Annotated in this window: 21 protein-coding genes; 16 read left to right on the top strand and 5 right to left on the bottom strand. The window is 70.9% G+C overall.

The genetic code is table 11. The features are described 5' to 3' along the window. Nucleotides 1–399: 399 nt before the first annotated feature. On the bottom strand, nucleotides 400–921 hold the full coding sequence (locus LXT23_RS03990) for a YbhB/YbcL family Raf kinase inhibitor-like protein (protein ID WP_253978721.1): 522 nt from the start codon (nucleotides 919–921) through the stop codon (nucleotides 400–402). Between the two features lie 435 nt (nucleotides 922–1,356). Here LXT23_RS03990 and LXT23_RS03985 point away from each other — a divergent pair, with 435 nt between their 5' ends. The 6 genes from LXT23_RS03985 to ychF all read left to right on the top strand — a co-directional run bounded on the left by LXT23_RS03985 (nucleotide 1,357) and on the right by ychF (nucleotide 5,289). Continuing rightward, nucleotides 1,357–1,623, top strand: a complete 267-nt coding sequence (locus LXT23_RS03985; RefSeq protein WP_253978720.1) for an AtpZ/AtpI family protein — start codon at nucleotides 1,357–1,359, stop codon at nucleotides 1,621–1,623. Continuing rightward, entirely contained in the window at nucleotides 1,620–2,024 is a 405-nt protein-coding gene (locus LXT23_RS03980; protein ID WP_253978719.1) for a hypothetical protein, read from the top strand. Before LXT23_RS03985 ends, LXT23_RS03980 begins: the two co-directional genes overlap by 4 nt. Continuing rightward, nucleotides 2,024–3,049, top strand: a complete 1,026-nt coding sequence (atpB, locus tag LXT23_RS03975; RefSeq protein ID WP_253978718.1) for a F0F1 ATP synthase subunit A — start codon at nucleotides 2,024–2,026, stop codon at nucleotides 3,047–3,049. Before LXT23_RS03980 ends, atpB begins: the two co-directional genes overlap by 1 nt. Nucleotides 3,050–3,205: 156 nt before the next feature. Further along, nucleotides 3,206–3,436, top strand: coding sequence for an ATP synthase F0 subunit C (locus LXT23_RS03970; RefSeq protein WP_253978717.1), 231 nt, complete (start codon nucleotides 3,206–3,208; stop codon nucleotides 3,434–3,436). 122 nt (nucleotides 3,437–3,558) lie between these two features. Continuing rightward, the gene (gene atpF / locus LXT23_RS03965; RefSeq protein ID WP_253978716.1) at nucleotides 3,559–4,104 is read left to right on the top strand and encodes a F0F1 ATP synthase subunit B; all 546 of its coding nucleotides are present in this window, start codon (nucleotides 3,559–3,561) and stop codon (nucleotides 4,102–4,104) included. A 75-nt stretch (nucleotides 4,105–4,179) separates the two neighbouring features. After that, the gene (gene ychF / locus LXT23_RS03960; RefSeq protein WP_253978715.1) at nucleotides 4,180–5,289 is read left to right on the top strand and encodes a redox-regulated ATPase YchF; all 1,110 of its coding nucleotides are present in this window, start codon (nucleotides 4,180–4,182) and stop codon (nucleotides 5,287–5,289) included. A gap of 79 nt (nucleotides 5,290–5,368) precedes the next feature. On the opposite strand, the gene LXT23_RS03955 is transcribed toward ychF, so the two are convergent. Continuing rightward, complete coding sequence (locus LXT23_RS03955) at nucleotides 5,369–5,671, bottom strand: hypothetical protein (protein ID WP_253978714.1); 303 nt, start codon at nucleotides 5,669–5,671, stop codon at nucleotides 5,369–5,371. Between the two features lie 299 nt (nucleotides 5,672–5,970). On the opposite strand from LXT23_RS03955, the gene LXT23_RS03950 reads away from it, so the two are divergent. Next, complete coding sequence (locus LXT23_RS03950; RefSeq protein ID WP_253978713.1) at nucleotides 5,971–8,943, top strand: WD40/YVTN/BNR-like repeat-containing protein; 2,973 nt, start codon at nucleotides 5,971–5,973, stop codon at nucleotides 8,941–8,943. Between the two features lie 50 nt (nucleotides 8,944–8,993). After that, entirely contained in the window at nucleotides 8,994–12,422 is a 3,429-nt protein-coding gene (locus LXT23_RS03945) for a beta strand repeat-containing protein (protein WP_253978712.1), read from the top strand. A 142-nt stretch (nucleotides 12,423–12,564) separates the two neighbouring features. Here LXT23_RS03945 and LXT23_RS03940 read toward each other — a convergent pair whose 3' ends face one another. Together LXT23_RS03940 and LXT23_RS03935 are read right to left on the bottom strand one after the other, a co-directional pair. Beyond that, a complete protein-coding gene (locus LXT23_RS03940; RefSeq protein ID WP_253978711.1) occupies nucleotides 12,565–13,392 on the bottom strand; it encodes a hypothetical protein in 828 nt (275 codons plus the stop codon). Between the two features lie 67 nt (nucleotides 13,393–13,459). Beyond that, nucleotides 13,460–14,752: a citrate synthase family protein gene (locus LXT23_RS03935; protein WP_253978710.1), complete on the bottom strand. Its 1,293-nt coding sequence runs from the start codon at nucleotides 14,750–14,752 to the stop codon at nucleotides 13,460–13,462. 128 nt (nucleotides 14,753–14,880) lie between these two features. On the opposite strand from LXT23_RS03935, the gene LXT23_RS03930 reads away from it, so the two are divergent. The 3 genes from LXT23_RS03930 to agmC all read left to right on the top strand — a co-directional run bounded on the left by LXT23_RS03930 (nucleotide 14,881) and on the right by agmC (nucleotide 18,444). After that, nucleotides 14,881–15,381: a hypothetical protein gene (locus LXT23_RS03930; protein ID WP_253978709.1), complete on the top strand. Its 501-nt coding sequence runs from the start codon at nucleotides 14,881–14,883 to the stop codon at nucleotides 15,379–15,381. 120 nt (nucleotides 15,382–15,501) lie between these two features. Then, nucleotides 15,502–16,038: a heme NO-binding domain-containing protein gene (locus LXT23_RS03925; protein WP_253978708.1), complete on the top strand. Its 537-nt coding sequence runs from the start codon at nucleotides 15,502–15,504 to the stop codon at nucleotides 16,036–16,038. 57 nt (nucleotides 16,039–16,095) lie between these two features. Next, entirely contained in the window at nucleotides 16,096–18,444 is a 2,349-nt protein-coding gene (gene agmC / locus LXT23_RS03920) for an adventurous gliding motility protein AgmC (protein ID WP_253978707.1), read from the top strand. A gap of 128 nt (nucleotides 18,445–18,572) precedes the next feature. Here agmC and LXT23_RS03915 read toward each other — a convergent pair whose 3' ends face one another. Then, nucleotides 18,573–19,370, bottom strand: a complete 798-nt coding sequence (locus LXT23_RS03915) for a TIGR00266 family protein (protein ID WP_253978706.1) — start codon at nucleotides 19,368–19,370, stop codon at nucleotides 18,573–18,575. Between the two features lie 107 nt (nucleotides 19,371–19,477). Here LXT23_RS03915 and sitA6 point away from each other — a divergent pair, with 107 nt between their 5' ends. From sitA6 to LXT23_RS03890, 5 genes are all read left to right on the top strand, one after another. Next, nucleotides 19,478–20,209, top strand: coding sequence for a SitA6 family polymorphic toxin lipoprotein (gene sitA6, locus LXT23_RS03910; RefSeq protein ID WP_253978705.1), 732 nt, complete (start codon nucleotides 19,478–19,480; stop codon nucleotides 20,207–20,209). Between the two features lie 2 nt (nucleotides 20,210–20,211). Then, nucleotides 20,212–20,925, top strand: coding sequence for a SitI6 family double-CXXCG motif immunity protein (gene sitI6 / locus LXT23_RS03905; protein ID WP_253978704.1), 714 nt, complete (start codon nucleotides 20,212–20,214; stop codon nucleotides 20,923–20,925). A 192-nt stretch (nucleotides 20,926–21,117) separates the two neighbouring features. After that, nucleotides 21,118–22,329: a metallophosphoesterase gene (locus tag LXT23_RS03900; RefSeq protein WP_253978703.1), complete on the top strand. Its 1,212-nt coding sequence runs from the start codon at nucleotides 21,118–21,120 to the stop codon at nucleotides 22,327–22,329. Nucleotides 22,330–22,501: 172 nt separating this feature from the next. Then, complete coding sequence (locus LXT23_RS03895) at nucleotides 22,502–23,575, top strand: type IV pilus twitching motility protein PilT (protein ID WP_253978702.1); 1,074 nt, start codon at nucleotides 22,502–22,504, stop codon at nucleotides 23,573–23,575. Nucleotides 23,576–23,950: 375 nt separating this feature from the next. Then, nucleotides 23,951–24,415, top strand: coding sequence for a hypothetical protein (locus tag LXT23_RS03890; RefSeq protein WP_253978701.1), 465 nt, complete (start codon nucleotides 23,951–23,953; stop codon nucleotides 24,413–24,415). The last annotated feature ends 8 nt before the right edge of the window (nucleotides 24,416–24,423 follow it).

Below are 24,423 nucleotides of genomic sequence, written 5' to 3'. Positions count from 1 at the left end.
ACCCCACTCTTCCACCGGACGCAACCCGCGCGGAAGTGGCGCCCTCCGCGCTTCGCCCACCAGCCCACACGTCACCAGGCTGTCTTGGGGGTTCCCACTACGACGGCAGGGGCGGGGCAGTGTCCGGCAGGCGCCGACTCGCGTCTCGTGACACTCCTGTCACCCGGGTGCACCGCGGCCGCCGTCTCCGGGCGGCGGCGCGCACGCCTCGGGGGCGCGTGCGGCCACACCCCGAAGTCGGACCCCCGGGCTGGACTGCCCACTGGCCGACGGTATGCCAGCGCCCTCCGGCCAGACGCCGGGGAGGCGGACGCCGGGCGTGGGCACCGCCGCCCCCGGCGCCCGGGTGGCGCGCCGCTTGGGCCCCGGCCGTGTGAGCCCGCGGCGCCCGGGCGCGGGTCAGCGGGGCATGCCGCCCGCGCTCCAATCGGCGCTGCGGTGGTGGACCTTGTGGTACAGGCCGATGAGCTCCGCCTCACCGAGGATGTGGCCGTCCATGGCGTCCAGCAGGTCGAGGCGCGTGGGCCGGTCCAGGTCCGGCAGCACGGTGTCCAGCGCGTACAGCCGGAAGAAGTAGCGGTGCGTGCCCACCGGCGGCATGGGGCCGCCGTAGCCCTGGCGCTTGAAGTCGTTCACCCCCTGCTTCGTGCCGGGCGGGAGGGTGTCCGCGTTGGCGCCCTCCGTCAGGCTCTGCGCGCTGACGGGGATGTTGTAGAGCACCCAGTGCGACCAGGTCATCTGCGGGTTCTTCGGGTCCGGGGCGTCCGGGTCCTCCACGATGAGCGCCAGGCTCTTCGTTCCGGCCGGCAGGTTCGACCACTGCAGGGGCGGGGACAGGTCCTCGCCCTCGCCCGTGTAGGCGATGGGGATGAGGTCTCCGTCCTTGAAGCGGGCGGACGTGAGCACCAGGGGCTTCGGCATGGAGTCCTCCGAGATGGGTTTCCGGGTCCTCTGGCCAAGCTGGGAACGCCTGCCCCCGCGCGACGAGGAGCGGAGGAGCAACCGCCGCACCGCCCGGAGCCCCCGGGCCGGGCACTGCTGCCATCGGGCGGCCGCCCGGTCCCCATGCAAGGGCCTCAAACGACCTCGCCGGCCGGCCCGGGGAGCGGGCCCTCCATGTCCTGTCTCCCCCTGGGAGAGCCGGGGCGCAACGCGGGTTTTCTCCCCATCCTGGGCAGATCGCGATAGCTGCGCTTGCAGGTGCCTCAACCCCCGCTGTGAGCCGCTGAGGCGCTCGGATGGTAGCGGTTGCGTGGGCCGCGTATTCGGTGCTAAGCGGCGCCCGCGCGTACAGGGGACGGTGGTCGGGTGGTGCTGGAAACCCGAGGTTTTCCCGGGGTTTGGGGAGGCGTCCGAATGGCAGTGAAGGAGCCCCGGGAGCCAGGAAGTCCGGACAGCGAAGAGCTGGGGCCGGCGGCGCGACAGATGAGGGCCGCGGAGCCCTACATCTCGGCGGTGTGGAAGCTGGTGGGCGGGGCGGTGGTGGGCGTGCTGGGCGGCTACTGGCTGGACCGGTGGCTGGGCACGGGGCCGTGGCTGCTGGTGGGGCTGAGCCTGACGGGTATCAGCGTGGGCTTCTACGGCTTCCTCCGGGACATGAGCCGGCTGGGGAAGCGGAAGTGACGGGGAAGGGCGAGGCGAAGGACCCCTTCCCGTCGCACGCGGCCCTGGCGGCGGGAGTGGTGGCGGTGGGGATGGTCATCGCGGCGCTGCTGCCGCGGGTGCCGGAAACGCGGTTGTCGGCGCTGTGGGGTGTGGGGCTGGCGGCGGTGACGGGCGCGGTGGCGTTGGTGCTGAAGCGGCGGGCGGTGAAGCAGGACCTCAACGCCGCGCTGAAGATGGTGGGCGTGGTGTTCGCGCTCCGGGCGGTGGCCGTGCTGGTGGGGTTGCTGGGCGTGGTGTCGCGGGGACTGGCGGCGGTGCCATTCATCGCCGGTTTCTTCGGCGTCTACTTCGCGCTGCAGTGGATTGAAGTGAGCTACGTGATGGCCGCGTCCAAGGGCGCGGCGGGCGGAGACGAGTGATGCGCAAGGCAATGGTGCTGTTCGCCAGTCTGTTCGCTTCGGTGGCGTGGGCTTCTTCCTCGGCCGAGGGCGAGGAGAGCGTGGCGGGCTACATCCTCCACCACGTCTCCGACGCCGACGAGCTGGAGATTGAAGTCCCGCTCAGCCACGACCACATCAAGCTCCACCTGCCCAAGATCCTCATCCCGTTGAGCGAGGGCGCCTGCGCGCCGCGGATGACGGACCACGGCCCGGTGACGCCGAGCCTGCTCGGTGGCTGCGTGGACCTCTCCATCACCAAGCACACGGTGTTCATGTGGCTGGCGGCGTTCCTGCTCATCACCTTCGTGCTCATCTGGAGCAACCGCGACAAGACGAAGCTGGTGCCGCGCGGCACCGGGGCCAACCTCTTCGAGATGCTCATCCTCTTCGTGCGGGACGAGCTGGCCATCAAGAACATCGGCAAGGAGGAGGGCCCGCGCTACGTGCCCTTCCTGCTCACCGCGTTCTTCTTCATCCTCTTCATGAACCTGCTGGGCCTGTTCCCCTGGATGGCGAGCGCCACGGGCAACCTCGCCGTCACCTGCGGCCTGGCCATCTGCACCTTCGTCGTCACGCAGGCCGCGGGCATCCGCGCGGCGGGCTTCGGCGGCTACCTGGCGCACCTGACGGGCGGCGTGCACCCCGCGCTGTGGTTCATCATGATTCCGGTGGAGTTCCTGGGCCTGTTCACCAAGCCCTTCGCGCTCACGGTCCGTCTCTTCGCCAACATGCTGGCGGGCCACATCGTCATCTTCTTCCTGCTCGGCCTCATCTTCATCCTCCAGCACCCGGCGGTGGCGCTCATCAGCGTGCCGTTCGCCTTCGGCATCTACCTGCTGGAGCTGTTCGTGGCCTTCGTGCAGGCGTACGTGTTCACCATGCTGTCGGCGCTGTTCATCGGCATGGGCGTCGCCATGGGCCACCACGGCCACGGTGACGACCACGGCCACGGCCACGCGGAGACGGGCCCCAGCCACGACCACGGCCGGGCCCACCACGTCTGAGTCCGACGGCTTGCACCTCGAGTTGACGGGGCGCGCGGCAGCCAGGCGCCCCGGTTGAAGACCCGGCGATTCGAAAGGTCGCCGGAGGTAGCCCCAAAGGGATGAAACCGACCCCCCCACAAGCGGGTCATCGCCTACGAAAGAAGAAGTGCTCCCATGACGAACCTCGCTCTTGCCTTCCTCGCCGCCGGTATCGGCGCCGGCCTCTCCATCATCGGTGCCGCGCTCGGCATCGGTAAGCTCGCCGCCGCCGCCATGGACGCCACGGGCCGTCAGCCGGCCGCCGGTGGTGACATCCGCACCACCATGATCATCGCCGCGGCCCTCATCGAAGGCGCCACGCTGTTCGCGCTGGTCGTCTGCGTTCTGCTCGCCGTCAAGGAGTAGGCAGGCCGCAACACGCGGCCGGACGTCGGCGCTCGCGGACTTCCGCGGGCGCCGGCTTCCCGGCGGCACCGTCGTACCCCGCAGTCCTCTTCGCCCTCTCACCTTCACGTACGGGACTCGCCATGTTCCTGCCCTCCGTCCTCGCCGCCAGCTCCTTCGTGAGTGTCCGCCCGGGCCTCATCTTCTGGACCATCGTCACCTTCGTGCTCGTCATGATCGTCCTGCGCTGGAAGGCGTGGGGACCCATCCTGTCGCTGGTGGAGGAGCGCGAGAAGCAGATTGCCAACGCCATCGAGAGCGCCAAGCGTGAGCGCGCCGAGGCGGAGAAGCTGCTGGCCGACCAGAAGACGGCCATCGCCGAGGCCCGCCGCGAGGCCGCGGACATGATGCGCCGCAACCAGCAGGAGATGGAGAAGTTCCGCGACGAGCTGATGGCCAAGAGCCGCAAGGAGGCCGAGGAGCTGAAGCTCAGCGCGCGCCGCGAAATCGACGAGCAGAAGTCCAAGGCCATCGCCGAGGTGCGCGGCATGGCCGTGGACCTGGCCATGGAAGTGGCGGGCAAGCTCATCGGTGAGCGGATGGACGACAGCAAGCAGCGCGCGCTGGCCGAGCAGTTCGTCAAGGGCCTGCCGGCGGCCGGCACCACCTCCGTTCGCCCCAACGCCTAGTTCGGGCTCTCGCGCTTCGCTGCGCGCGCGCTTCGGGAAGCGCGCCCCCCGGCGCGCGTGTTCCAGGGAATCACCATGGGTCTATCCATCGGAATCGTCGGGCTGCCCAACGTCGGCAAGTCCACCCTGTTCAACGCGCTGTCGGCCGCGGGCGCGCAGGCGGCCAACTACCCGTTCTGCACCATCGAGCCCAACGTGGGCGTGGTGCCCGTGCCGGATGCGCGGCTGGACCAGCTGACCGCGCTCATCAAGCCGCTCAAGAAGGTCCCCACCTCGCTGGAGTTCGTGGACATCGCCGGCCTGGTGCGCGGTGCCTCCAAGGGCGAGGGCCTGGGCAACCAGTTCCTGGGCAACATCCGGCAGGTCAACGCGGTGCTGCACGTGCTGCGCTGCTTCGAGGACGACAACGTCACCCACGTGGAGGGCGGGGTGGACCCGGTGAGGGACCGGGACGTCGTCGACACCGAGCTGTGTCTCAAGGACATGGAGACGGTGGAGAAGCGCCGCGAGCGCACCCAGAAGAACACCAAGGTGGGCGGCAAGGTCGGCGACGAGGCCAAGGCGGAGCTGGTGCTGCTGGACCGCATCAAGGCCAGCCTGGACGCGGGCGTCACCGTGCGCGCCCAGAAGCTCACCGAAGAGGAGCGCGCCGTCATCAGCGACCTCTTCCTGCTCACCGACAAGCCCGTGCTGTACGTGGCCAACATCGGCGAGTCGGAGATTGGCAAGGAGGACTCCAACCGCCACGTGAAGGCCGTGCGGGAGATGGCCGCGAAGGAGGGCTTCGAGGTGGTGGTGCTCGCCGCCGCCATGGAGTCCGAAATCCAGCAGCTGCCCGAGGAGGAGCGCGCGGGCTTCCTGGAGAGCGCGGGCCTGAAGGAGCCGGGCCTGCACAAGGTGGCGCGCGAGGGCTACAAGCTCTTGGGCCTGTGGACGTACTTCACCGTGGGCGAGCAGGAGTGCCGCGCGTGGACCATCCACAAGGGCTACAAGGCCCCGCAGGCGGCCGGCGTCATCCACTCGGACTTCGAGCGCGGCTTCATCAAGGCCGAGGTCATGCGCTGGGAGGACCTGGTGAAGCTGGGCAGCGAGGCCGCCGTGAAGGAGAAGGGCCTGCTGCGCGTGGAGGGCAAGGAGTACGTCGTCCAGGACGGCGACTGCATGCACTTCCGCTTCAACGTGTAGCCACGCCGCTGCCGTCGTGATGTGCCCTCGCGGGTGCTTCCCATTTCCGGGGAGGCGCCCGCGAGTCGTTTCGAGGGCCTCAGAGGGACAGCGTGCCCGTGGGCCCGCGCAGCAGCGTGAAGAGCCACAGGCCCACGGCCAGCACCGCGAGCACGGTGGTGAAGATGGCGGTGCGCCGCGTGAGGCTGGGGTCCGCCTTCCCGCGCGCGACGTAGTACCAGGCGCCGCCCACGCGCAGCACCAGGAAGGCCAGCAGCAGCACCGGCCCCACCACCTTCCAGCCCGCGGGGCGCGTCAGCAGCACCGCCCAGGAGGCGACGAGGGAGAGGTTGCCCAGCAGGGACACCAGGGCGAGGCGGGGGTACGTGCGTCGAGAGTCCACGGCGCGGCAGTCTCCCCGGCGCGCGCCAGGCCTCCAACGACGGAGTGCGCGCGGTGCGCGCCAGAGGACAGCACCCCCTGTCAAGCCGTTTCGCGCCGTGACGCGCCAGGTCGTCATCCACCCGGCTTACAGGGCGAGCAGATTTTTCACGATTTGACTATCAGGGTGGGCTTGCCGTTACCGTTCGTGCCGCTCCCCCCACGCATTCCCCCTGTTCCCTGGCTTCTGGAGAATCACGCTTGCACCTGCGAAGACGAGTTGCCGTCTCCCTGGCTGTTGGTGCTGGTGTCCTCACGTTGGTGGCTCCCTTCACCGTGCGTGCGTACCGCACATGGGAAGAGAATCAGCGCCGCCTGCGCTTCGAGGACTACATGCAGCGTCCCGGCGAGGACGCCCCCCCTCAGCTCAAGCCCCACGTCGAGAAAGAGCTGTTCGAAGCGGACAACAGCCCGGAGGACATGGACGACGCGTTCGGCCGGATGATGGCGCACAAGGCGCACTGGGGCATCCCCACGCCGGAAGGCTCGGTGAAGCTGCTGGACGAGGCCCGCGCCGAGGCCCAGCGCTGGGCGCACCTGATGCCCGGCGCGCCGCCGCGCAGCGCGAAGGACAAGCTGGCCCCGCTGGGACAGACGGCCCAGTCCTGGGTGAGCCTGGGGCCTACCGACGCGCGCTTCCAGTTCAACGGCACCCGCTACCTCCAGGTGGACTCCGGCCGCATCAGCGGCATCGCCGTCCATCCCCGGGAGCAGAACATCGCCTACCTCTCCACGACGGGCGGTGGCGTGTGGAAGACGTTCGACCTGTTCTCGCCAGACCCCGTCTGGCACCCCGTCACCGAGCTCATCGGCAACCTGGCCGTGGGCATGATGGAGATGGACCCCACCGCGCCGGACACGCTCTACATCGGCCTGGGAGACTTCGCGAGCGACGCGCTTCCCGGCGGCCAGCTCCTGAAGACGACGGACGGCGGAGGCATCTGGTCCGCGCCCATGGTGCTCACCGGGACCTATCCCCCCGGCAGCGGCGGGGTGACGCACAGCGCGCTGCGCGTGCGCGCCATCAAGGTGGACCCGAACGCGCCGAACATCGTCCTGGTGGGCACGGAGGTGGGCCTGTTCCGCTCCACCAACGCGGGCGCGTCCTTCCAGCTGGTGGACCTGCCCAACCTGGGCACGCAGACGCCCGACGCCATCTGGACCATCGCCTATACCGGGCAGGTGGGAGGCGTGAGCCGCTGGGCCCTGAGTGGTACCGGCTTCGCGAGCCCCACGTCGGTGCCGCCGACGGCCTCCAGCCCCGTGCAGGGTGACGTCTGGGTCAGCACCGATGCGGGCCAGAGCTGGTCTTCGCGGCTGTCCGCCAACGGGCTGCCGGACAACGACCCCACTGCCTCCACCATCGCGGATGTCAGCCGGCTTTCCATCGCGGCGGGCACGCCTCCGGAAGACCCGACCCGGACGGTGCTCTACGGCTTCGCGACCCGGCGCACCGTCACCACGGCGGGCGGCGGCATCTGGCGCTCGCTCGACGCGGGCAACACGTGGACGGACGTGACGGGCAACGGCCGGCCACGGACCTGGACCTATCTGTCCAGCTCCTCCAGCGCGTGCCCCACCGTCAACGTGCACGACGCGCAGGCCTGGTACAACTCCACCATCGCGGTGGACCCGGGCGACGACAACCGCGTCATCCTCGGCGGCACGTACTGCGGCCTGCGCACGCTGAATGGCCTGAACGGCCAGCCGACGTGGGAGCTGGTGTCGCACTGGCTTCCGACCTCCACCAACAACGCGACGACGGACGACGGCGTCCTGCCGTACGTCCACGCGGACTGGCATCGCTCGCTCGTCATCCGCACCGGCACCGGCTACATGGTGCTCGTCGGCGGCGATGGTGGCCTCTTCACGTCCACCAACGTCTTCAGGCCCGGCCCCGTCAACCAGGACACGGTGCAGTGGCGCTACCCCAACCGCGGGCTGGTGACGCACCTGATGTACAACATCGCGTCGGGTGACCCGGCCACGGGCAACCAGTTCATCGCCATGTCCGGCCTGCAGGACAACGGCACGCGCTTCCGCGACACCGACGGAGCCCCCACCACCTTCAACCAGGTCATCGGCGGCGACGGCATCGGCGTGGCGGTGTCCCGCGTGGGCGAGGACTCGATGTACTGGGGCACGGTGCAGAACAGCTCCACCCGCTGGTGCGACCCCGACACCGCCGGCAACGACGGCTGCAACCAGGGCGTGGGCAGCACCTGGACGCCACTCCTGCCGCCCTTCGGCGCGGCCGCTGGCGGCTGTGACGGTGACGGCATGACGTTCCTTTCCAAGGTGATTGCGGTGCGCTCGGGCAACCGGCCCGCGGCCATCACCGGCACCGTGGCCGGTGTCTTCCGCCTGGTGGGGACGCCGACCAGCTCCGACTCTCGTCAGTGGCAGCACCTGGGGGCCTGCGACATCGTCAACGGGGTGCGCGCCCTGGGGGCGGCGGCGAAGGTGGACGGCCTGTATGGCGTCGCCGCCACGGGCGGGCGCTTCCGCATCATGTCCGGCTGCACGCTGGACACGCCGGCGGCGAGCTGCACCTGGACGGTCACCAACCGCATGGGCGTGGACCTCAATGGCAACGGCACCATCGACCTGGCGGAGAGCCCGCAGAACACCAGCAGCGTCGACTTCCCGGGCAACCACACGGGCATCACCCCGGGCAACGTGTTCGTCGGCTCCAGCGTGACGTCCGTCGTCCCGGCGGGCACCGGCCGCGTGTACCGCACGACGGACCGGGGCCAGACGTGGCAGAACATCACCGGCAACCTGCCGGACGTGCCGGTCAACGTGGTGCGGTACGACCTGTCGGACGACACCAACCAGACGCTGTTCGCCGGCACCCACCTGGGCGTGTACCGGACGACCAACGGCGGCGCCACGTGGGAGCGCTACGGCGTGGGCCTGCCGCTGGTGCGCGTCACGGACATGTTCGTGGGCCTCACGGGTGGGCTGCTGCGCATCTCCACCTTCGGCCGCGGCATGTGGGAAATCTACCCGTCCGCCACCGCCGAGCGCGGCGTGGCCGGCAACGGTGACTACGACCGCAACGGCCAGCTCGACTTCGTGGACCTGCTGTCCACGGCGAACCGCCTGGGCACCACCCCGGCGACCGAGTCCCGGCCCTTCTATGACTGGAACCAGGACGTCGTCGGCACCGCGAACACGGTGGACGAGGCGGACCTGACGCAGCTCCTGAACCGTTACGGAGGGCGGCCGTGAACATGCGCGCACCCTCTTCCCCCCCTTCGTTCCTGATGGAGCGCAACATCGTGACTCAGCGCATTGCCGTCGGCCTCACGCTGCTCGCGGCGCTGTTCCTCACCGCCTGCGGCGAGGACCCGCCCCCCAAGCCGACCGAAGCGACCCTGGCCTTCCGCGCGCAGCCGCAGTCGGTCCGCGCCGGTGAGCGGCTGGGAACCGTGGAGGTGGCCTTCGTCGACGCCAGCGGCGCCGTGCTCACCGAGCGAGGCGGCTCGGTGCAGCTGACGCTGGAGGGCGCCCCCGCGGGCACCCAGCTCGGCGGCACCACCCGCGCGCAGCTCACCTCCGGCGTGGCCCGGTTCACCGACCTGACGGTGACGGCGTCCGCCACGGGCATGAAGCTGCGGGCGTCCCTCAACACGTACGCGGCGACCAGCGAGGCGTTCGCCGTGCGCGCGGCCCCCGCCTCCCGCCTGGCGCTCACCAGCGGCCCCACGGACGTGGACGTGGGCGGAACGCTGCCCCCGCTCACCGTGGCGCTGCAGGACGCCTACGGCAACACGCCCGAGGAGGCGGTCGCGGTGAAGGTGTCGCTCGCGGGCGGCAACCCCGCGGCCACCCTGTCCGGCAACACCACCGCGCAGACCGTGAATGGCACCGCCACCTTCACGGAGCTGGCGGTGGACGAGGACGGTGACGACTACGTGCTGGTCTTCTCCGGTGAGGGGCTGACGGAGGCGCGGTCCGCCGCGTTCAAGGTGCGCCCCGGCGTGCCGACGAGCCTCAGCTTCACCGCGCAGCCGGCGGCGTCCACGGTGGCGGGCGCCACCCTGACGCCGGTGACGGTGTCCGTGCTGGACGCACGCGGCAAGGTGGCGAAGCGGGCCACGGGCAACGTGTCCGTGGAGCTGGTGGCCGCCAACGGCGCCGTACTCAAGGGCACGGGCTCGGTGGCGGTGGTCAACGGCGTGGCGACGTTCAACACGCTGAGCGTCGAGAAGGCGGGCACGGGCTACACGCTGCGCGCCGGCTTCGGCACGCTGACGACGGTGGACTCCACCTCCTTCGCGATTACGGCGGCGGCGGCGGCGCGGCTGGCGTACGTCGTGGCGCCCGGCGCGGCCACGGTGCACTCGGCCATCACCCCGGCGGTGCAGGTGGAGCTGCTGGACGCGTACGGCAACCGGCCGGGCTCCACCGCGACGGTGACGGTGGCGCTCGCGGCCAACCCGGGCCAGGCGACGCTGGGCGGCACGCTGTCCGTGGCCGCGGTGGCGGGCCTGGCGACGTTCAGCGACCTGACGGTGGACGCGGTGGGCACGGGCTACACGCTGGCGGCCTCGTCCGACGGGCTGGACACGGTGACGAGCGGCGCGTTCAACGTGGCGCACGGGACGCCGGCCGCGGTGGTCTTCCTCGAGCAGCCGACGAACATCGCCGCGGGTGAGCCCATCACCCCGGTGGTGCGGGTCGCGGTGAACGACGCGTTCGGCAACCGCGTCACGACGGCCACGGGCAACGTGAGCCTGGCGCTGGGGAACAACCCCGGCACGGCCACGCTGACCGGAGCGACGCAGGTGGCGCTCGTCAACGGTGAGGCCACCTTCCCTGGCGTGTCGGTGAGCGCGGGGGGCACGGGCTTCACGCTGTCCGCGTCCTTCGGCACGGTGACGTCGGCGGCGAGCAACGCCTTCAACGTGGCCCCGGCCGCGGTGGCCCTGGCCTTCGTGGCGGCGCCGGGCAACATCACGGCGGGCGTCGCGTTCACCCCGGTGGTGGCGGTGGAGCTCCGCGATGCGAGCGGCAACCGCACGGCCTCGCGGGCCACGGTGACGCTGCGGCTGGCCAGCAACCCGGCGGGCGCCTCGCTGGTGGGCACCGCGTCGGCCACCGCGGTGAACGGCCTGGCGGAGTTCCCCGGCCTGACGGTGCAGCGGGCGGGCACGGGCTACACGGTGGAGGCCGTCTCCGGCACGCTGCCGGTGGTGGCCAGCGCCGCGTTCAACGTCGCGAACGCGGCGATCCACCACTTCACGGTGACGACGCAGCCGGTGGAGACGGTGGTGGCCGGCGAGTCCACGGGCACGATTGTCGTGGAGGCGCGGGATGCGTTCGAGAACCGGGTGCCGACGTTCTCGGCCATCGTCCGGGCGGGCGTCGACTACGATGAGAACCCGAATGGCGCCTCGGTGGTGGCGGGCACGCGCCAGGCGACGCCGGTGAATGGCGTGGCCACCTTCACGGGGCTGGCCCTGGACAAGGCGGGGGCGACGCAGTTCGTGTTCGTCTGCACCAGCCCGTTCATCCTCGGCTACTCGCGGCCCGTCAACGTGACGCCGGCGGCGCCCGCGGCGATTGCCTTCCGGCAGGTGCCGGAGCAGGCGCAGGCGGGCTCGGCGCTGGGGCCGGCGGTGCAGGTGGCGGTGACGGACCGCTTCGGCAACGCGACGGGCAACGGCAGCGGCAACGTGACGCTGGCGCTGGCGGCCAACCCGGGCGGGGACACGCTGCGGGGCACGCTGACGGCGGCGGTGACGGGCGGCGTGGCGACCTTCGCGGACCTGGTGCTGCAGAAGGCCGCGGCGGGCTACACGCTGAAGGCGAGCCTCACGGGCATGACGCCGGTGACGAGCAACCCCTTCACCGTCGTGGGCGCCGAGGCCACGCGCGTGGCGTTCCAGACGCAGCCGCGCTCCACCCCCAGCGGCCTGCCGCTGAACGAGGTGGCGGTGCGGCTGGTGGACGCGTTCGGCAACACGGCCACGTCGACGAGCGAAGTCACACTGGCGCTGGGCAATGCGTCCGGCGCGGTGCTCGGTGGCACGCTGACGGTGGCGGCGCGGGGCGGCGTGGCGAGCTTCGCGGGCCTGACGGTGGACCGGCTCGGTGAGGACTACTCGCTGCAGGCGACGTCCGGCACGCTGACGGGCGCCGAGTCCAACGCGTTCGACGTGTACGGCGCGACGCTGGCGTACACGGACCCGACGACGGGGCGCATCCGGGTGCTGCGCAACGCGGCTTCCACGGACACGCGGGTGGTGCTGGACGTGGTGGCCGCCGAGGAGCTGACCGGCTACGGCGTGGGCTTCAACCTGCCGGTGGACGCGTCGAAGGTCCGGCTGGCGGCACAGAACGCCATCACCGCGGGCGCCATCCTCTCGACGGGCTCCTCGGTGCCGGCGGTGGCGGTGGCGCTGCCCACGGCCGGTCCGATGGCCGGGGTGCTGACGAGCGGCATCAGCCAGAAGGCGGCGGGCTCGGGTGCGGTGCAGACCGATACCGTCATCACCGCGGGCAGCGTCCTGTACCAGCTCGTCCTCGAGCTGGCGCCGGGCGCGGAGCCGGGCGTGGTGTTCGACGGCGCCAACGCGGGCAGCGGCTTCAAGGGCCTGCTGCGCAACAAGCTGGGTGACGACGTCGTCGGCAGCAGCGGCTTCACCGTGGGCCGCCTGGAGATTGCCTCCGACGCGGCGCTCCAGAAGACGGCGGCGCGGTAGCGGACAGGTGTCACAGCCTCACCGGGTGGCCCAGGCCCTCCGGTGAGGCTGCTTCCAGGCCCCGCTCGGGTGGCAGGTGCCATCCGGGTGGGGCTTTTCGCTGGAACGCGTCGCGCGCTGAGGGGCAGGCCCGGTGCGCGTGCTACGGGCAGGGCGCGGGTTGCTTGCCGGGAGCCGGCGGGGCGGGCTTCATGGGCTGGTAGGAGCCCAGCAGGCCCAGGTGAAGCCGGCCGTCGGTGTCGAAGCGGAACTCGACAGTGTGGGCCTCGGACGTCCAGCCTCTGTGCGTCTTGGGGCAGGTCGTGGAGCCGTGCTGCAGGCTGATGACCCCTGCCGAGACGTACAGGTCCACGGTGCCGCGGTGGATGCAGGCAGGATGTGAGTAGCTCGCGCTGAACCGTCCATCCGGTGTGAAGAGCAGTGACTCGGGCATGACGTCCGGCTTGCAGCTGTCTGTCCTGTACCAGGGCTGGGCGCTCAGTCGCTGGAAGGCGTCCGGATAGAGGGACTGGGCGTTGGGGCGCTTGGGGTCGTCTGCTTCGGTCCGCGCGCCGGCAGGGTGCAAGCGGTTGTGCGCGAGCTGAAGCTCCGTGTCCATTCGCGTGAAGGTGAGGTTGTCCTCGTCAAGCCAGAGCCGCCCGGAGAGAGGCGTGTGCAGGACGAGGCGCCATCGCCCCACCGTGTCCCGTCCCATGTCACTGAATGTGGTCCGGCGATACAGGCCCTCGGGAGTGAAGATGAGCCGGACCTCGGTGCGGTAGATGCTGCGATGGAAGGTTCTCCACTGGGTGGCGGTGAGCCAGGCCTGCATCGTGGCCGCGTCCTGCTCGCTGGCCGACCCCATGGCCTTCACCCTCGGTTCCTCGCGAGCCTGGGTGCCTCCGTCCATGGCGGGAGGAGGCGTTGCGTGCGCCAGCATGGGCGCCAACGCAAGCGTCAGCGCCCCCAGGCGCCAAAGGAAGTCAGCCACCGGTGAACGCCTCGACACGAATCCCTCACGGCACGCAGTCGTGCTCCACACCGGGCGCGCAGACGCCTCATCCTACGGGAAGTGAGCGCTCGACGTAGCGGGCCCGGGGGCGCAGCAGGTGGCCCTGCTCGCGCTGCTCCAGCACGTGCGCCACCCAGCCCGCCGCGCGTCCCACGGCGAACAGCGTGGCTCCGGCTCCCGGCGGCAACCCCAGCGCCTGCGCCAGCATGACGAGCCCGAAGTCCACCGTCGGCGGCGGGTGCCCCGCGTCCCGCATCACCTCCAGCACCGCTCGCGCCACCTTCACCCCCGTCGCCTCCGGCCGCACCGCCCGCGCCGCCTCCATCAGTGGCGGAGTCCTCGGGTCCCCCTCCGGGTACAGCGGGTGGCCGAAGCCCATCACCGCCTCACCCCGCCTCAGCCGCTCGTACACCACCTCCGCCGCGCGCTCCGGCCGCCCCACCTCCGCCAGCAGCGCCTCCACCCTGTCGCAGGCCCCGCCGTGCTTCGGCCCGGAGAGCGCCGCGAGCGCCGCGCTCACACACGCATAGAGGTCCGCTCCCGACGACGCCGTCACCCGCGCCGCGAACGTCGACACGTTGAGCTCGTGGTCCGCGCACAGCACGAGCGCCTGGTTCAGCATCTCCGGCGCGCGCTTCACCTCCATGCCCCACCCGTACGCCAGCGACGCCGCCACCGTCTCCTCCTTCAGCGCTCGCGCCACCCGCCCCGGTGCCGATGCCACGCACGCCCATGCCGCCAGGTGCCGCAGCAGCCGGCGGGCCCGGGCCTTCTCTCCCTCGGCGGGAGCCGCGAAGCGCACGGGGTCTCTCACGCCCAGCAGCGGCACCAGCGCCGCCAGCGCCGCCACCGGACGTGTGCCTCGCGGCAGCAGCCTCGCCAGCTCCGATGGAGGGAAGGGCAGCTCCGGCGCCGGCCACCGCGTGTCCCGCGCGGGCAGCGCCCCCGTCCACAGCAGCTCCGCCACGTCCTCGAAGCCGCGCCCCTCCGCCACCAGCCCCACCGCCGAGTGCCCCCGGTACGCCAGCCCCTCCGCACCCACGCGCGACACCGAGGAGTCGATGACCGGCTCGCCCCACCGCAGCGCTCCCGAGGCCACCGCCGCATGTCCCGCCCGGGCATCGTGCCGCGCCTTCAGCCGCTCCAGGTCCGAGCGCACGTAGCGGTGCTCCTTCGTCCCCCGCTCCGGCACGCAGCGCACGAGCCCCCGGCTCACGTACGTGTAGAGCGTCGCCCGCTTCACCCCCAGCAGCGCCGCCGCCTCCGCCGCGGGCACCAGCTCCTCCTCACGTTGAGCGTCGATTCGAGATGGAGAGTGACCGCCCTTGCTCCTGCTCATGTCCCACGCGCCTCCCGGAAGCCGAGTCTCGACTCGACTGGATGGGGTTGTCGATATGTCCACCACGCTGCCCCGCTGCGCGGAGGTGGACTCCAGGAGCGGTGAGGAGCGATAGGCTCGGCGGCCGTATGGCCTCCCTGCTCGACGTGCTCACCCAGGAGCGACTCCTCAAGGACCGCGACGCCGCCGCCGAACGCGTGCGCCCCGGTGAGCCGCCCCACGTCTCCCTGCTGCGCCTGTGTGACGCCGGACTGCTGGAGGGCGGCCTCGCCGTGGCGTACGGCGTGCGCCCCGACGAGCTGGTGGGCCCCCTCACCACCGCCATGGGCGGCGCCGCCCGCCGCTTCAAGGTGGTGGACGTGCGCGAGCGCCCGGTGCTGGAGCTGGACGTCCTCGCGGGCGACGTCTCCGAGCGCTGGGAGGTGGAGGACCTGTCCGCGCTCGTCCACAACCTCAACAGCCTCTACCGCGACGCCTCCGACGTGCGCGCCGTGGCCGAGCTGGGGGAGTGGGAGGACGCCCTCCAGCTCTGGTGCGTGGACAAGCGCACCCTGCCGCGCCTGGTGCGCCAGCCCTTCTTCGCTCCCCGGAATGCCGCCGCATTGACGCGCCCCGACGCGAAGCGGTGATGTTCAGCGGCGGACCCGGCCGCCAGGACAATTGCCCTGGAGGACGAGAGTCATGCTATCTGCTCTGTGTAACATTGCAGGCACGGTGGAAACGCTCTGCGTCCACCGAAGGGGCGGGGCATGCAAGGTGTCATCTTCCACGAGCTGCGGGGCTACGCGGAGTCCCGGCTGGGCGCGCAGGGTTGGGAGTCGCTGCAGCTGGCAGCGGGGCTCCCCCGTCGCATCTACCTGGCGTTCAAGGACTACCCGGACGCAGAGGTGGCGGCGCTGGTGGACGCGGCCTCGAAGCTGACGGGCCAGCCCAGGCTCCAGGTGCTGGAGGAGCTGGGGGAGCGCCTGGGCCCGAGCTTGCTGCGCACCTACGGGGTGCTCGTCGAGCCGGGCTGGACGGTGCTGGACATGGTGGAGCACATGGAGCGCCTGCACGCGCAGGTGCGCCGGGACGGGCAGACCCGCCCTCCCAGCCTGGTGTGCCGGCGCATGCGGCGGGACGTGGTGCAGGTGTCCTATTCGTCGCCCCGGAAGCTGTGCCGCCTGGGCATCGGCACCATCCGCGGGCTGGCCCGGCACCTGGGACAGACGGTGGAGGTGCGCGAGCGCCGGTGCATGCACGCGGGCGCGCTGACGTGTGAGCTCGAGGTGAGCCTGCTCGGCTGAGGCGTGGGACGGGGCCTCCCTCGCCCCGCGTGGGGGTTCTGGGGCACCATGGGCTCCATGCGCTTCGTCCCCCTCTTCGCGCTCGCACTGCTCACGGCGACCCCCGCGCTGGCCGAGCCGGACTCCTTCGTCCTGGGCACGGGCCGTGATGGCCCCCTCTCCCTCACCTCGGGGAGCGAGGTCATCAACCTCTACGCGCCGCTGGCGGAGGCCGCGCCGGCCGGAAGCACCACACTGCGCCTGGTGAGGCCCGGTGGCTACGTGAACGGCCAGCTGGTGCTCGTGCATCAGAGCAGCGGACTTCCGGCCAACACGCCCTCCGGCGGCACGGGCGGGGTGAACCTGGGCGCGGTGGGACGTTGGGAGCTGGCCCGGGTGCAGGCGGTGGGCTCGGAGCCCCCGGTGCTGCAGCTCACCGCGCCGCTGATGAACAGCTACACCGTGCCGGGCGCGCAGGTGGTGGGCGTGCGCGAGTACACCAGCGTGACAGTCTCCTCGGGAACCTCGCTGCTCGCGCCCCCGTGGGATGGGAGCAGCGGCGGCATCGTCGCGTTCCTGGCCACGGGCACCGTGACGAACAATGGCCGCATCAGCGCGGACGGCGCGGGCTTCCGGGGCGGTGTCTTCGCCAGCCACGAGGAGCGCAACGGGTGCACGGGGCTGGACGTGCCGCCCGAGCAGGGCGGGGCCTACAAGGGCGAGGGGGTGGTGGTGGACCGCTACGGCGTGGCCGCCGGGCGCGGCAACCTGGTCAACGGTGGAGGCGGAGGCAACTGCCACAACTCGGGCGGTGGCGGCGGCGGGCACGTCGGCACGGGCGGCATGGGCGGGCGCACGTCGAACCGGGACAACGGGCGGGAGGAGGGCGGGCTGGGAGGCATTGCCGTGAGGTACTCCGTCTACGAGCAGCTCGTGTTCGGCGGAGGTGGTGGCGCGGGAGAGGGGAACAACGACGTGGGCTCGGGGGGCGGCATGGGGGGCGGCGTGGTGTTCGTCCGGGCGAATGCGGTGACGGGAGCGGGCGTCTTCTCCGCGAACGGCGAGTCCGTGGCGCCCACGCTGGCGGACGATGGTGCGGGGGGCGGAGGCGCGGGCGGCGCTGTCATGCTGCGCACCGTGGGGGCGCTGGCGTGCGCGTCGGCGCAGGCGCGAGGTGGCAACGGCGGCTCGGTGACGGACGCCACGTTCACCCTGGGGCCGGGTGGCGGAGGCAGCGGCGGCGTCGTGTTGATGCAGGGGACGTCCACCACCTGTCCGGCCAACACGGTCGGCGGTGCCCCCGGGACGGTGGTGACGGCGGATGCCGGCACGTACGGGGCCGGCCCGGGCGGCCCGGGTTCCAGCATCCTGATTGCGGGTGGCTTCCGCACGCCGGAGGTGCCCGCCATCAGCAGCCCCAAGTCCGGCGAGGTGGGCGTGACGTCCCGGCCTCGCATCGCGGGCGTGGGCGAGCGCGGCGTGCGCATCTTCCTGTATGTCGATGGTGTCGAGCTGACGCAGGTCAGCGTCGGAGACGACGGACAGTTCCTCGCCAACTATCCGGGGGCGCGGGAGTCGCTGGCGGCAGGGGAGCACACGCTGTCCGCGGTGGCGGAGTCGCTGGGGGCCTACAGCGCGCGCTCGACGGAGGTGGTGTTCAACTCGGCCGTGTCCCTGGAGGACGGTGGCGTGGTGGTGGCGCCCATCCTGGTGGTGCCCGCGGAGGGAGAGGTGGTGGGCTCCACGCCGCTGTTCGCCGGGGTGGCGCCCAATGGCGTGAGCGTGGGCGTGGAGGTGGACAACGGGCCGGAGGTCACCATCCCCGTGGATGCGTCCGGCCGCTTCCGCTACCAGTGGCCGTTGGACAACCCGCTGCCGCCGGGGGCGCACTTCGTCACGCTCCACGCGCACAACGAGGCGGGAGAGACGGGCCCGTACTCGCAGCAGACGCGCTTCGAGACGCAGGTGGCGGACGCGGGGACGCAGGACTCGGGCACGCCGGGGCCGGATGCCGGGAGCGACGACGCGGGCACGCAGGGGACGCGGGAGGTGCCCGTGCTGGTGCTGCCGGGGGAGGGCGAGGTGGTGGACCCCACGCCGCTGTTCGCCGGAGTGGCTGGACCTGGTGCGTCCGTGGCCATCGAGGTGGACGGCGCCGAGGTGGCGCGGGTGACGGCGGACACGACGGGGGCCTTCCGTCACGTCGTGACTTCGGAGCAGGCCCTGCCGATGGGCGCGCACAGCGTCACGGCGCATGCGGTCCTCAGTGCCAGCGCGGGGCCGAAGTCTCCAGCCACGGGCTTCGAGGTTCGCGGCCCCGCGGCGCTCGACGTGGGCTGCGGCTGCGGGGCGTCTCCCGCTGGCGTGGTGGGGGCGTGGGCCCTGCTGGCCGGGCTGGCCGCCGCCGGGCGGAGACGGCGGCGGTAGGCCGTCACCGGCGCGTTGGCGAAGCAGCCACGCTCTCTTCGCGCCCTGCCCGCGGGAGTGGCGCTGGCGGGCAGGTGCGAGGGGCCGGCCGGGGTGACGCGGCCGGCCCGTGAGGCGTGGCGAGCGGGCTACTCGTCGCCGCCGAGGAGGGAGCCGAGGCCGACTCCGCCGAGGACGCTGCCCTCGTCGCGCGCGCCGCCGGGGCGGGCCGCGGAGAGGATGCGGCCCGCGAGCCGGCTGAAGGGCAGGGACTGGAGCCACACCTTGCCGGGCCCGCGCAGCGTGGCGAAGAAGAGGCCCTCGCCGCCGAAGAAGGCCGTCTTGATGCCGCTGACCATCTGGATGTCGTAGTCGACGGTGGGCTGGAAGGCGACGATGCAGCCGGTGTCCACGCGCAGCATCTCGCCGGGGCCGAGCGTCCGCTCGTGGAGCGTGCCGCCCGCGTGGATGAAGGCGAGGCCGTCACCCTGCAGGCGCTGCATGATGAAGCCCTCGCCGCCGAACAGGCCGGTGCCCAGCTTCTTCTGGAAGGCGATGCCCAGCGACACGCCCTTGGCCGCGGCGAGGAAGCTGTCCTTCTGGGCGATGAGCTCGCCGCCGAGCTGGGACAGGTTCACCGGGATGATTTTTCCGGGGTAGGGCGCGGCGAAGGCCACCTTGCGCTTGCCGCCGCCGCGGTTGAGGAAGACGGTGGTGAAGAGGGACTCGCCGGTGAGCAGCCGCTTGCCCGCGCCGAGCAGCGAGCCGAGGAAGCCGCTCTTCTTCTCCGAGCCGTCACCGAAGATGGTCTCCATCTCGATGCCGTCCTCCATGTACATGAGGGTGCCGGCCTCGGCCACCGCCGCCTCGTTCGGGTCCAGCTCCACCTCGACGAACTGCAGGTCTTCGCCGTAGATGTGGAAGTCCACCTCGTGCATCTGCGCCATGGACACGCTCCGTCGTAAAGGGACGGCGCACCATAACCGCCCCGTCGCGTGGCTCAACCCGCCAGATGGGCCGGACATGTCTAGAGTCCGGGCAAGCGAGGCCCATCATGAAAGCCTGGACACTGCTGCTGTGCGGTCTGCTGGTGGCGGGTTGCGCCTCCACGAACCCCACCCTGCAACGCTGGCAAGCGGCGGAGGCGGAGACAGGGGAGTGTGACGCCCCCGGCGCGGACCGCTGCACCCTGTTCCTCTGTGGGGTGGAGGCGTGTGCCCTCTATTTCTGCGAGGACGTGGACCCGAGTCGCATCGTTCGCGCGCAAGCCCTGGCGCCCGTACGGCCACCCGCGAGGCCGCCACCGAGGCAGGCCGCGCGCCCGCTCCCAGTCCCCGTCAATCCCCAGCGCTACCGGGGCAGCATGCACGGGCTCCCGGAAGGCGCGGAGCCCATCTTCATCATCCCCTGGAACGAGACGAGCGAGGAGTACGAGGCGCGGCTCAGGAAGGAGCTGGAGGACTCACCCAAGCGAACCTGGGTGAAGCACCACGTGTTCCCCCGGGCGTTCAAGGCGTGGTTCAACTCCAGGGGTATCAACATCCATGAGTGGACGCTGGTTCTCGACAAGCAGGTCCACCAGAACATCCACCGAGGAGAGGCGGGTGGTCCTTGGAATGCGGAGTGGAATCACTACATCCTCAACAACATCGATGCGCCTCGGCAGGCCATCCATCTCTTCGCGGTGCAGCTGATCTTCCGCTTCGAGCTGTCCGGGCCCGTCGTTCCGTACTACAGCAAGAAGCCCATTCCCCTGTTCCCCGTGGTTGAAGAGGACATCTACTGACCATGCGGTTGTTCCATCTCGGCTGGGTATACCCACCGCGCTTCTCGTGGACTCTCCGGGCGAGCTCCAAATGGTGCCTCCCCGGCATCCATTGCCTCACCTGCGATGCAGTCTGGAGCAGTACCGGAGAGGGGTATCCCTCGGTAGACCTGTCCTCATTGCCAGACAGCAAGAAGCTCAGGCCTCGAGTGGAGGAGGACTTCGCGGAGTTCAACCGACTCAGAGAACTGGTACGGCCCCTCGTGCCAGAAGGTGTGCCGCTCAGGACTGGAGCGACATTGGGGCCGCTTGTCGGAACAGGGCGAGGTCACTTTCCGGAACTCCTGTTTCCCGCCCCCGCGCAGCTGGCCATTCGCCGGGAAGCGCTGGAACAACTCCAGGCCGAGGGCGTGCGCGGGTTGATGGGCTGCCCCACGGAGCTGCGTCTCCGAGGCAAGGATGCACCTGAGCTGCTGGAGCTCCAGATAGAGCCACGTGGGTTGCTACACCCGGCCTGCCTTCCGCGGGGCCTGCCTGCCCCATGCGTGACGTGCGGCCGGCAGTCGTTCACTCTTCCGAAGGAACCCATTCTGGAGGCCGCATCCCTCCCAGATGACCGTGACCTCTTCCGGCTCGCCAACTTCACGACCGTCATCGTCGCTACAGAACGGTTCGTGGAGACGGCGTGGAGGCTCCGCTTCGAGGAAGTGGAGTTCCGCGAGCTGCGCCTCCTCTGAGGGGCTCACCTTGAAGTTCGAGAGCTGGCCACCGAGCGGCATCTCGGCAATCCGCACCTGTCGTGGGACTGCCGGGAAGCGGGTCCTCAGTCCGGAGGGCGTGCAGGCGGGTTGCCGGGCGGAGCTCGCAAGCCGCCGTTATGCTCCGCCGCCTCGACTCGCACGAGTCATCCCTGAACGAGGTCATCGTCCGTGGCGGAGCTGTCCGAAGGCGTGGAGCGCAAGGAGCGGCCCCGGGTCGCTCCGGGCCTGGTGCTGCGGTGGCTGGTGTCGCTGGGGGCCATCCTCGGGGTGTTCGGCGGCCTGCACGCGTACATCGCCGTGCGGCTGTTCGTGAGCCCCGGCCTGCCCTCGCCATGGCCCGCCGTTGGAGTGGCCGCGGTGGGGGTGTTCTTCCTGTCGCTGTTCGCGGGCATGGCCGTGTCCCGGCGCGAGCCCACCGCGTGGACGCGCGCGCTCCAGTGGGTGGCCTTCATCTGGTTGGGCACCTTCGGCGTCTTGCTCAGCGCGGTGGTGGCCGCGGACCTCGTCGGTCTGGTGCTGGGGTGGACGGGCGTGGTGGACGACCCATTGGCCCTGGCGCGAGGCAAGGCGCTGGCCGTGGTGGGCGTGGGCCTGCCGGCGGTGGTGTACGCGTTCTTCACCGCGCGCGGCCGGGCGACGGTGGAGCGGGTGACGGTGCCGGTGGCCGGGCTGGGGCCGGGGCTGCATGGCCTGAAGGTGGTGCAGATTTCCGACATCCACGTGGGTCCCACGCTGGATGCGCGTTGGCTGCGGCGCGTGGTGGAGCAGGTGAACGCGCTGAAGCCAGACGTCATAGCGGTGACGGGTGACCTGGTGGACGGCACCGTGGACGTGCTGCGCGACGAGGTGAAGCCGCTCGCGGAGCTGCGCGCCTCGCTGGGCGTCTTCTACGTGACGGGCAACCACGAGTACTACCACGGAGGCCCCGCCTGGGCCGCCGAGGTCGCCCGGCTGGGCCTCACCGTCCTGCAGAACGAGCACCGCGTGGTGGAACGCAATGGCTCGCGCCTCACCGTGGCAGGTGTGACGGACCATGACGCCGGGCACATCCACCCCGCGCATGCCAGCCGTCCGGACGTGGCGCTCGCCGGTGCGCCTGCCGGTGTGCCCCGCCTGCTGCTCGCCCACCAGCCCCGCTCGGCGCTGCACGTGGCGAGGGCCGGGGTGGAAGTGGACCTCCAGCTGTCAGGGCACACCCATGGCGGACAGGTGTTTCCCTTCATGTTCTTCGTGAAGCTGCAGCAGCCCGTGGTGAGCGGGCTGGCCACCATCGCTGGCGTCCGCGTCTACACCCACCGGGGCACCGGCTACTGGGGCCCGCCGCTGCGCCTGGGCCCCGCGCCCGAAATCGCCGAGCTGACGCTGGTGCTCGCGGTGTGAGGCTTTGGCCGGGCCTGTATGCCCATGGGGTACGCCGGGCGCTCGGCCGGATGCCTGCCTTTTCTCAAGTCCCCGAGGCCAGGCCCCGGAGCACCGGCCTCGCTCCACGTCCCTGGTTCCCGCCGCGCTTTCACCTAGTATCCGGGGCCATTGTTGCTGGCGAGGGGAACCGGTGGACCAGACGACGTTGAACAAGCTGCTCTCGGTGGGTGTGCAGAATGGCGCCTCGGACATCCACTTCCGGCCGGGAGACCCGCCCATCTACCGCGTCAACGGCGTGCTGCGACCGCTGAAGATGGAGAAGCTGGTCCCGGACCACACGAAGCAGGTGGCCCTGCATGTCATCAACGACCAGCTGGTGAAGGCGCAAATCGACTCGCTGCAGGAGCACGACACGTCCTACAGCGTGCCGGGCGTGGCGCGCTTCCGGGTGAACATCTACCGGCAGCGGGGCTCGCTGGCGTGCATCCTGCGCATCATCCCGGACGAGATTCCCAACATCGACACGCTGGGGCTGCCGCAGGTCCTCAAGAAGATTGCCAGCAATGACCGCGGGCTGGTGCTGGTGACGGGGGCCACGGGCTCGGGCAAGAGCTCCACGCTCGCGGCGATGATTGACCACATCAATCGCAATGAGAGCCTGCACGTCCTCACCATCGAGGACCCCATCGAGTTCATCTACAAGAACATCAAGTCCTCCATCTCCCAGCGGGAGATTGGCCCGGACACGGAGAGCTTCGCCCGCGCGCTGCGCTCGGCGCTGCGGCAGGACCCGGATGTGATTCTGGTGGGCGAGATGCGCGACACGGAGACCATCGACATCGCGCTCAAGGCGGCGGAGACGGGCCACCTGGTGCTGTCCACCGTGCACACCACGGACGCGTCGCGCACCATCGGCCGGCTCGTGTCGGTGTTCCCCGCCGAGGAGCAGGTCATGGTCCGCATGCGCCTGGCGGACTGCCTCAAGGCCACCATCTCCCAGCGGCTGTTGCCCCGCGCGTCCGGCAAGGGCCGCACGGTGGCGCTCGAAATCATGACGCAGACGAAGTCCGTGGAGCAGTACATCCGCGAGGACCGCGCCAACGAGCTGAAGGACGTCATCGAGAAGGGCCGCGACATGTTCGGCATGCAGTCCTTCGACCAGCACCTGACGCAGCTGTACCGCGAGGGCGTCATCACCCTCGAGATTGCGCAGGGCGCGGCCAGCAACCCGGCCGACTTCCAGCGCGCGCTCGAGTTCGAGTGAGCCCACGCGGGCGCTGGACACCGGGGGCTCCACGGACCTGCCCGAGCTGGGGCCATTCACCGAGCACCTGGAGCCCGAGGAGAATGATCCGCTGTAGTCCATTCCACCCCGGGGCGAGGGGGGTGGGTCGGTCGTACTCCAGGGCGGATGTTTAGGAGTCATGGCCGACACACTGAACGGAGGTTCATCAAACGGGAGTACGAGCCACGTGGCCGACTTCCACCCACTGGGGTCCGCGTGACTGCATTTACGTGAATTGAAGCTAGACTTGATATTTCCAATATAACTGGGTACTCTTCATGTGTGCCTTCCGCTATCGAGCCCCTTTCCAGCCTTCCGGAATCCCTCCCCGCTCGCAGCGTGAAGGAGGCTGGCGTGCTGCGGCTGACGCGGGGCGCCGGAGACGCGCCCATCCTGACGCGTCGTGTCGCGCAGCTCGCACGGGGCCCCCGGGTGATGTTGGTGTCCGAAGCACCCTTACTCCGGCTGGCGATTGGCCGGGAGCTGACGGGGGGCTTCGCGCTGAGCCACGCGCTGGGCACGGCGTCGGCGGACCGGCGGCTGGATGCGGGCGTGCTGCCGGATGCGCTGGTGATGGACCTGGACTCGGCGGAGCGCTCCGCGGTGCCGGCGTTCCTGGTGCGGCTGGTGGAGCGGGGCTTCGCGGGGCCGCGCATCCTCGTGTCGGCGCACCTGCGGCCGGAGCTGGCGGCGGCGTACAGCGAGTCGTGCCTCACGCACTTCGCCCTGGCGCGGCCGTGGCGTCCGGGCTCGCTGCGCACGCTGATGGAGTCGGTGCTGGGTGTGGCCAGCCCGCGCGCGGCGATGGGCGGCTTCTGAGGAGTTCG

The sequence above is a fragment of the Pyxidicoccus xibeiensis genome (assembly GCF_024198175.1).
Taxonomy (GTDB): domain Bacteria; phylum Myxococcota; class Myxococcia; order Myxococcales; family Myxococcaceae; genus Myxococcus; species Myxococcus xibeiensis.
This window is presented reverse-complemented; position numbering and strand designations above follow the sequence as displayed.

Bases quoted from the DNA above. Each gene is read 5' to 3' on its own strand.
- LXT23_RS03990 (WP_253978721.1), bottom strand. From the start codon at position 921: ATGCCGAAGCCCCTGGTGCTCACGTCCGCCCGCTTCAAGGACGGAGAC.
- LXT23_RS03985 (WP_253978720.1), top strand. From the start codon at position 1,357: ATGGCAGTGAAGGAGCCCCGGGAGCCAGGAAGTCCGGACAGCGAAGAG.
- atpB (WP_253978718.1), top strand. From the start codon at position 2,024: ATGCGCAAGGCAATGGTGCTGTTCGCCAGTCTGTTCGCTTCGGTGGCG.
- LXT23_RS03970 (WP_253978717.1), top strand. From the start codon at position 3,206: ATGACGAACCTCGCTCTTGCCTTCCTCGCCGCCGGTATCGGCGCCGGC.
- atpF (WP_253978716.1), top strand. From the start codon at position 3,559: ATGTTCCTGCCCTCCGTCCTCGCCGCCAGCTCCTTCGTGAGTGTCCGC.
- ychF (WP_253978715.1), top strand. From the start codon at position 4,180: ATGGGTCTATCCATCGGAATCGTCGGGCTGCCCAACGTCGGCAAGTCC.
- LXT23_RS03935 (WP_253978710.1), bottom strand. From the start codon at position 14,752: ATGAGCAGGAGCAAGGGCGGTCACTCTCCATCTCGAATCGACGCTCAA.
- LXT23_RS03930 (WP_253978709.1), top strand. From the start codon at position 14,881: ATGGCCTCCCTGCTCGACGTGCTCACCCAGGAGCGACTCCTCAAGGAC.
- LXT23_RS03925 (WP_253978708.1), top strand. From the start codon at position 15,502: ATGCAAGGTGTCATCTTCCACGAGCTGCGGGGCTACGCGGAGTCCCGG.
- agmC (WP_253978707.1), top strand. From the start codon at position 16,096: ATGCGCTTCGTCCCCCTCTTCGCGCTCGCACTGCTCACGGCGACCCCC.
- LXT23_RS03915 (WP_253978706.1), bottom strand. From the start codon at position 19,370: ATGGCGCAGATGCACGAGGTGGACTTCCACATCTACGGCGAAGACCTG.
- sitA6 (WP_253978705.1), top strand. From the start codon at position 19,478: ATGAAAGCCTGGACACTGCTGCTGTGCGGTCTGCTGGTGGCGGGTTGC.
- sitI6 (WP_253978704.1), top strand. From the start codon at position 20,212: ATGCGGTTGTTCCATCTCGGCTGGGTATACCCACCGCGCTTCTCGTGG.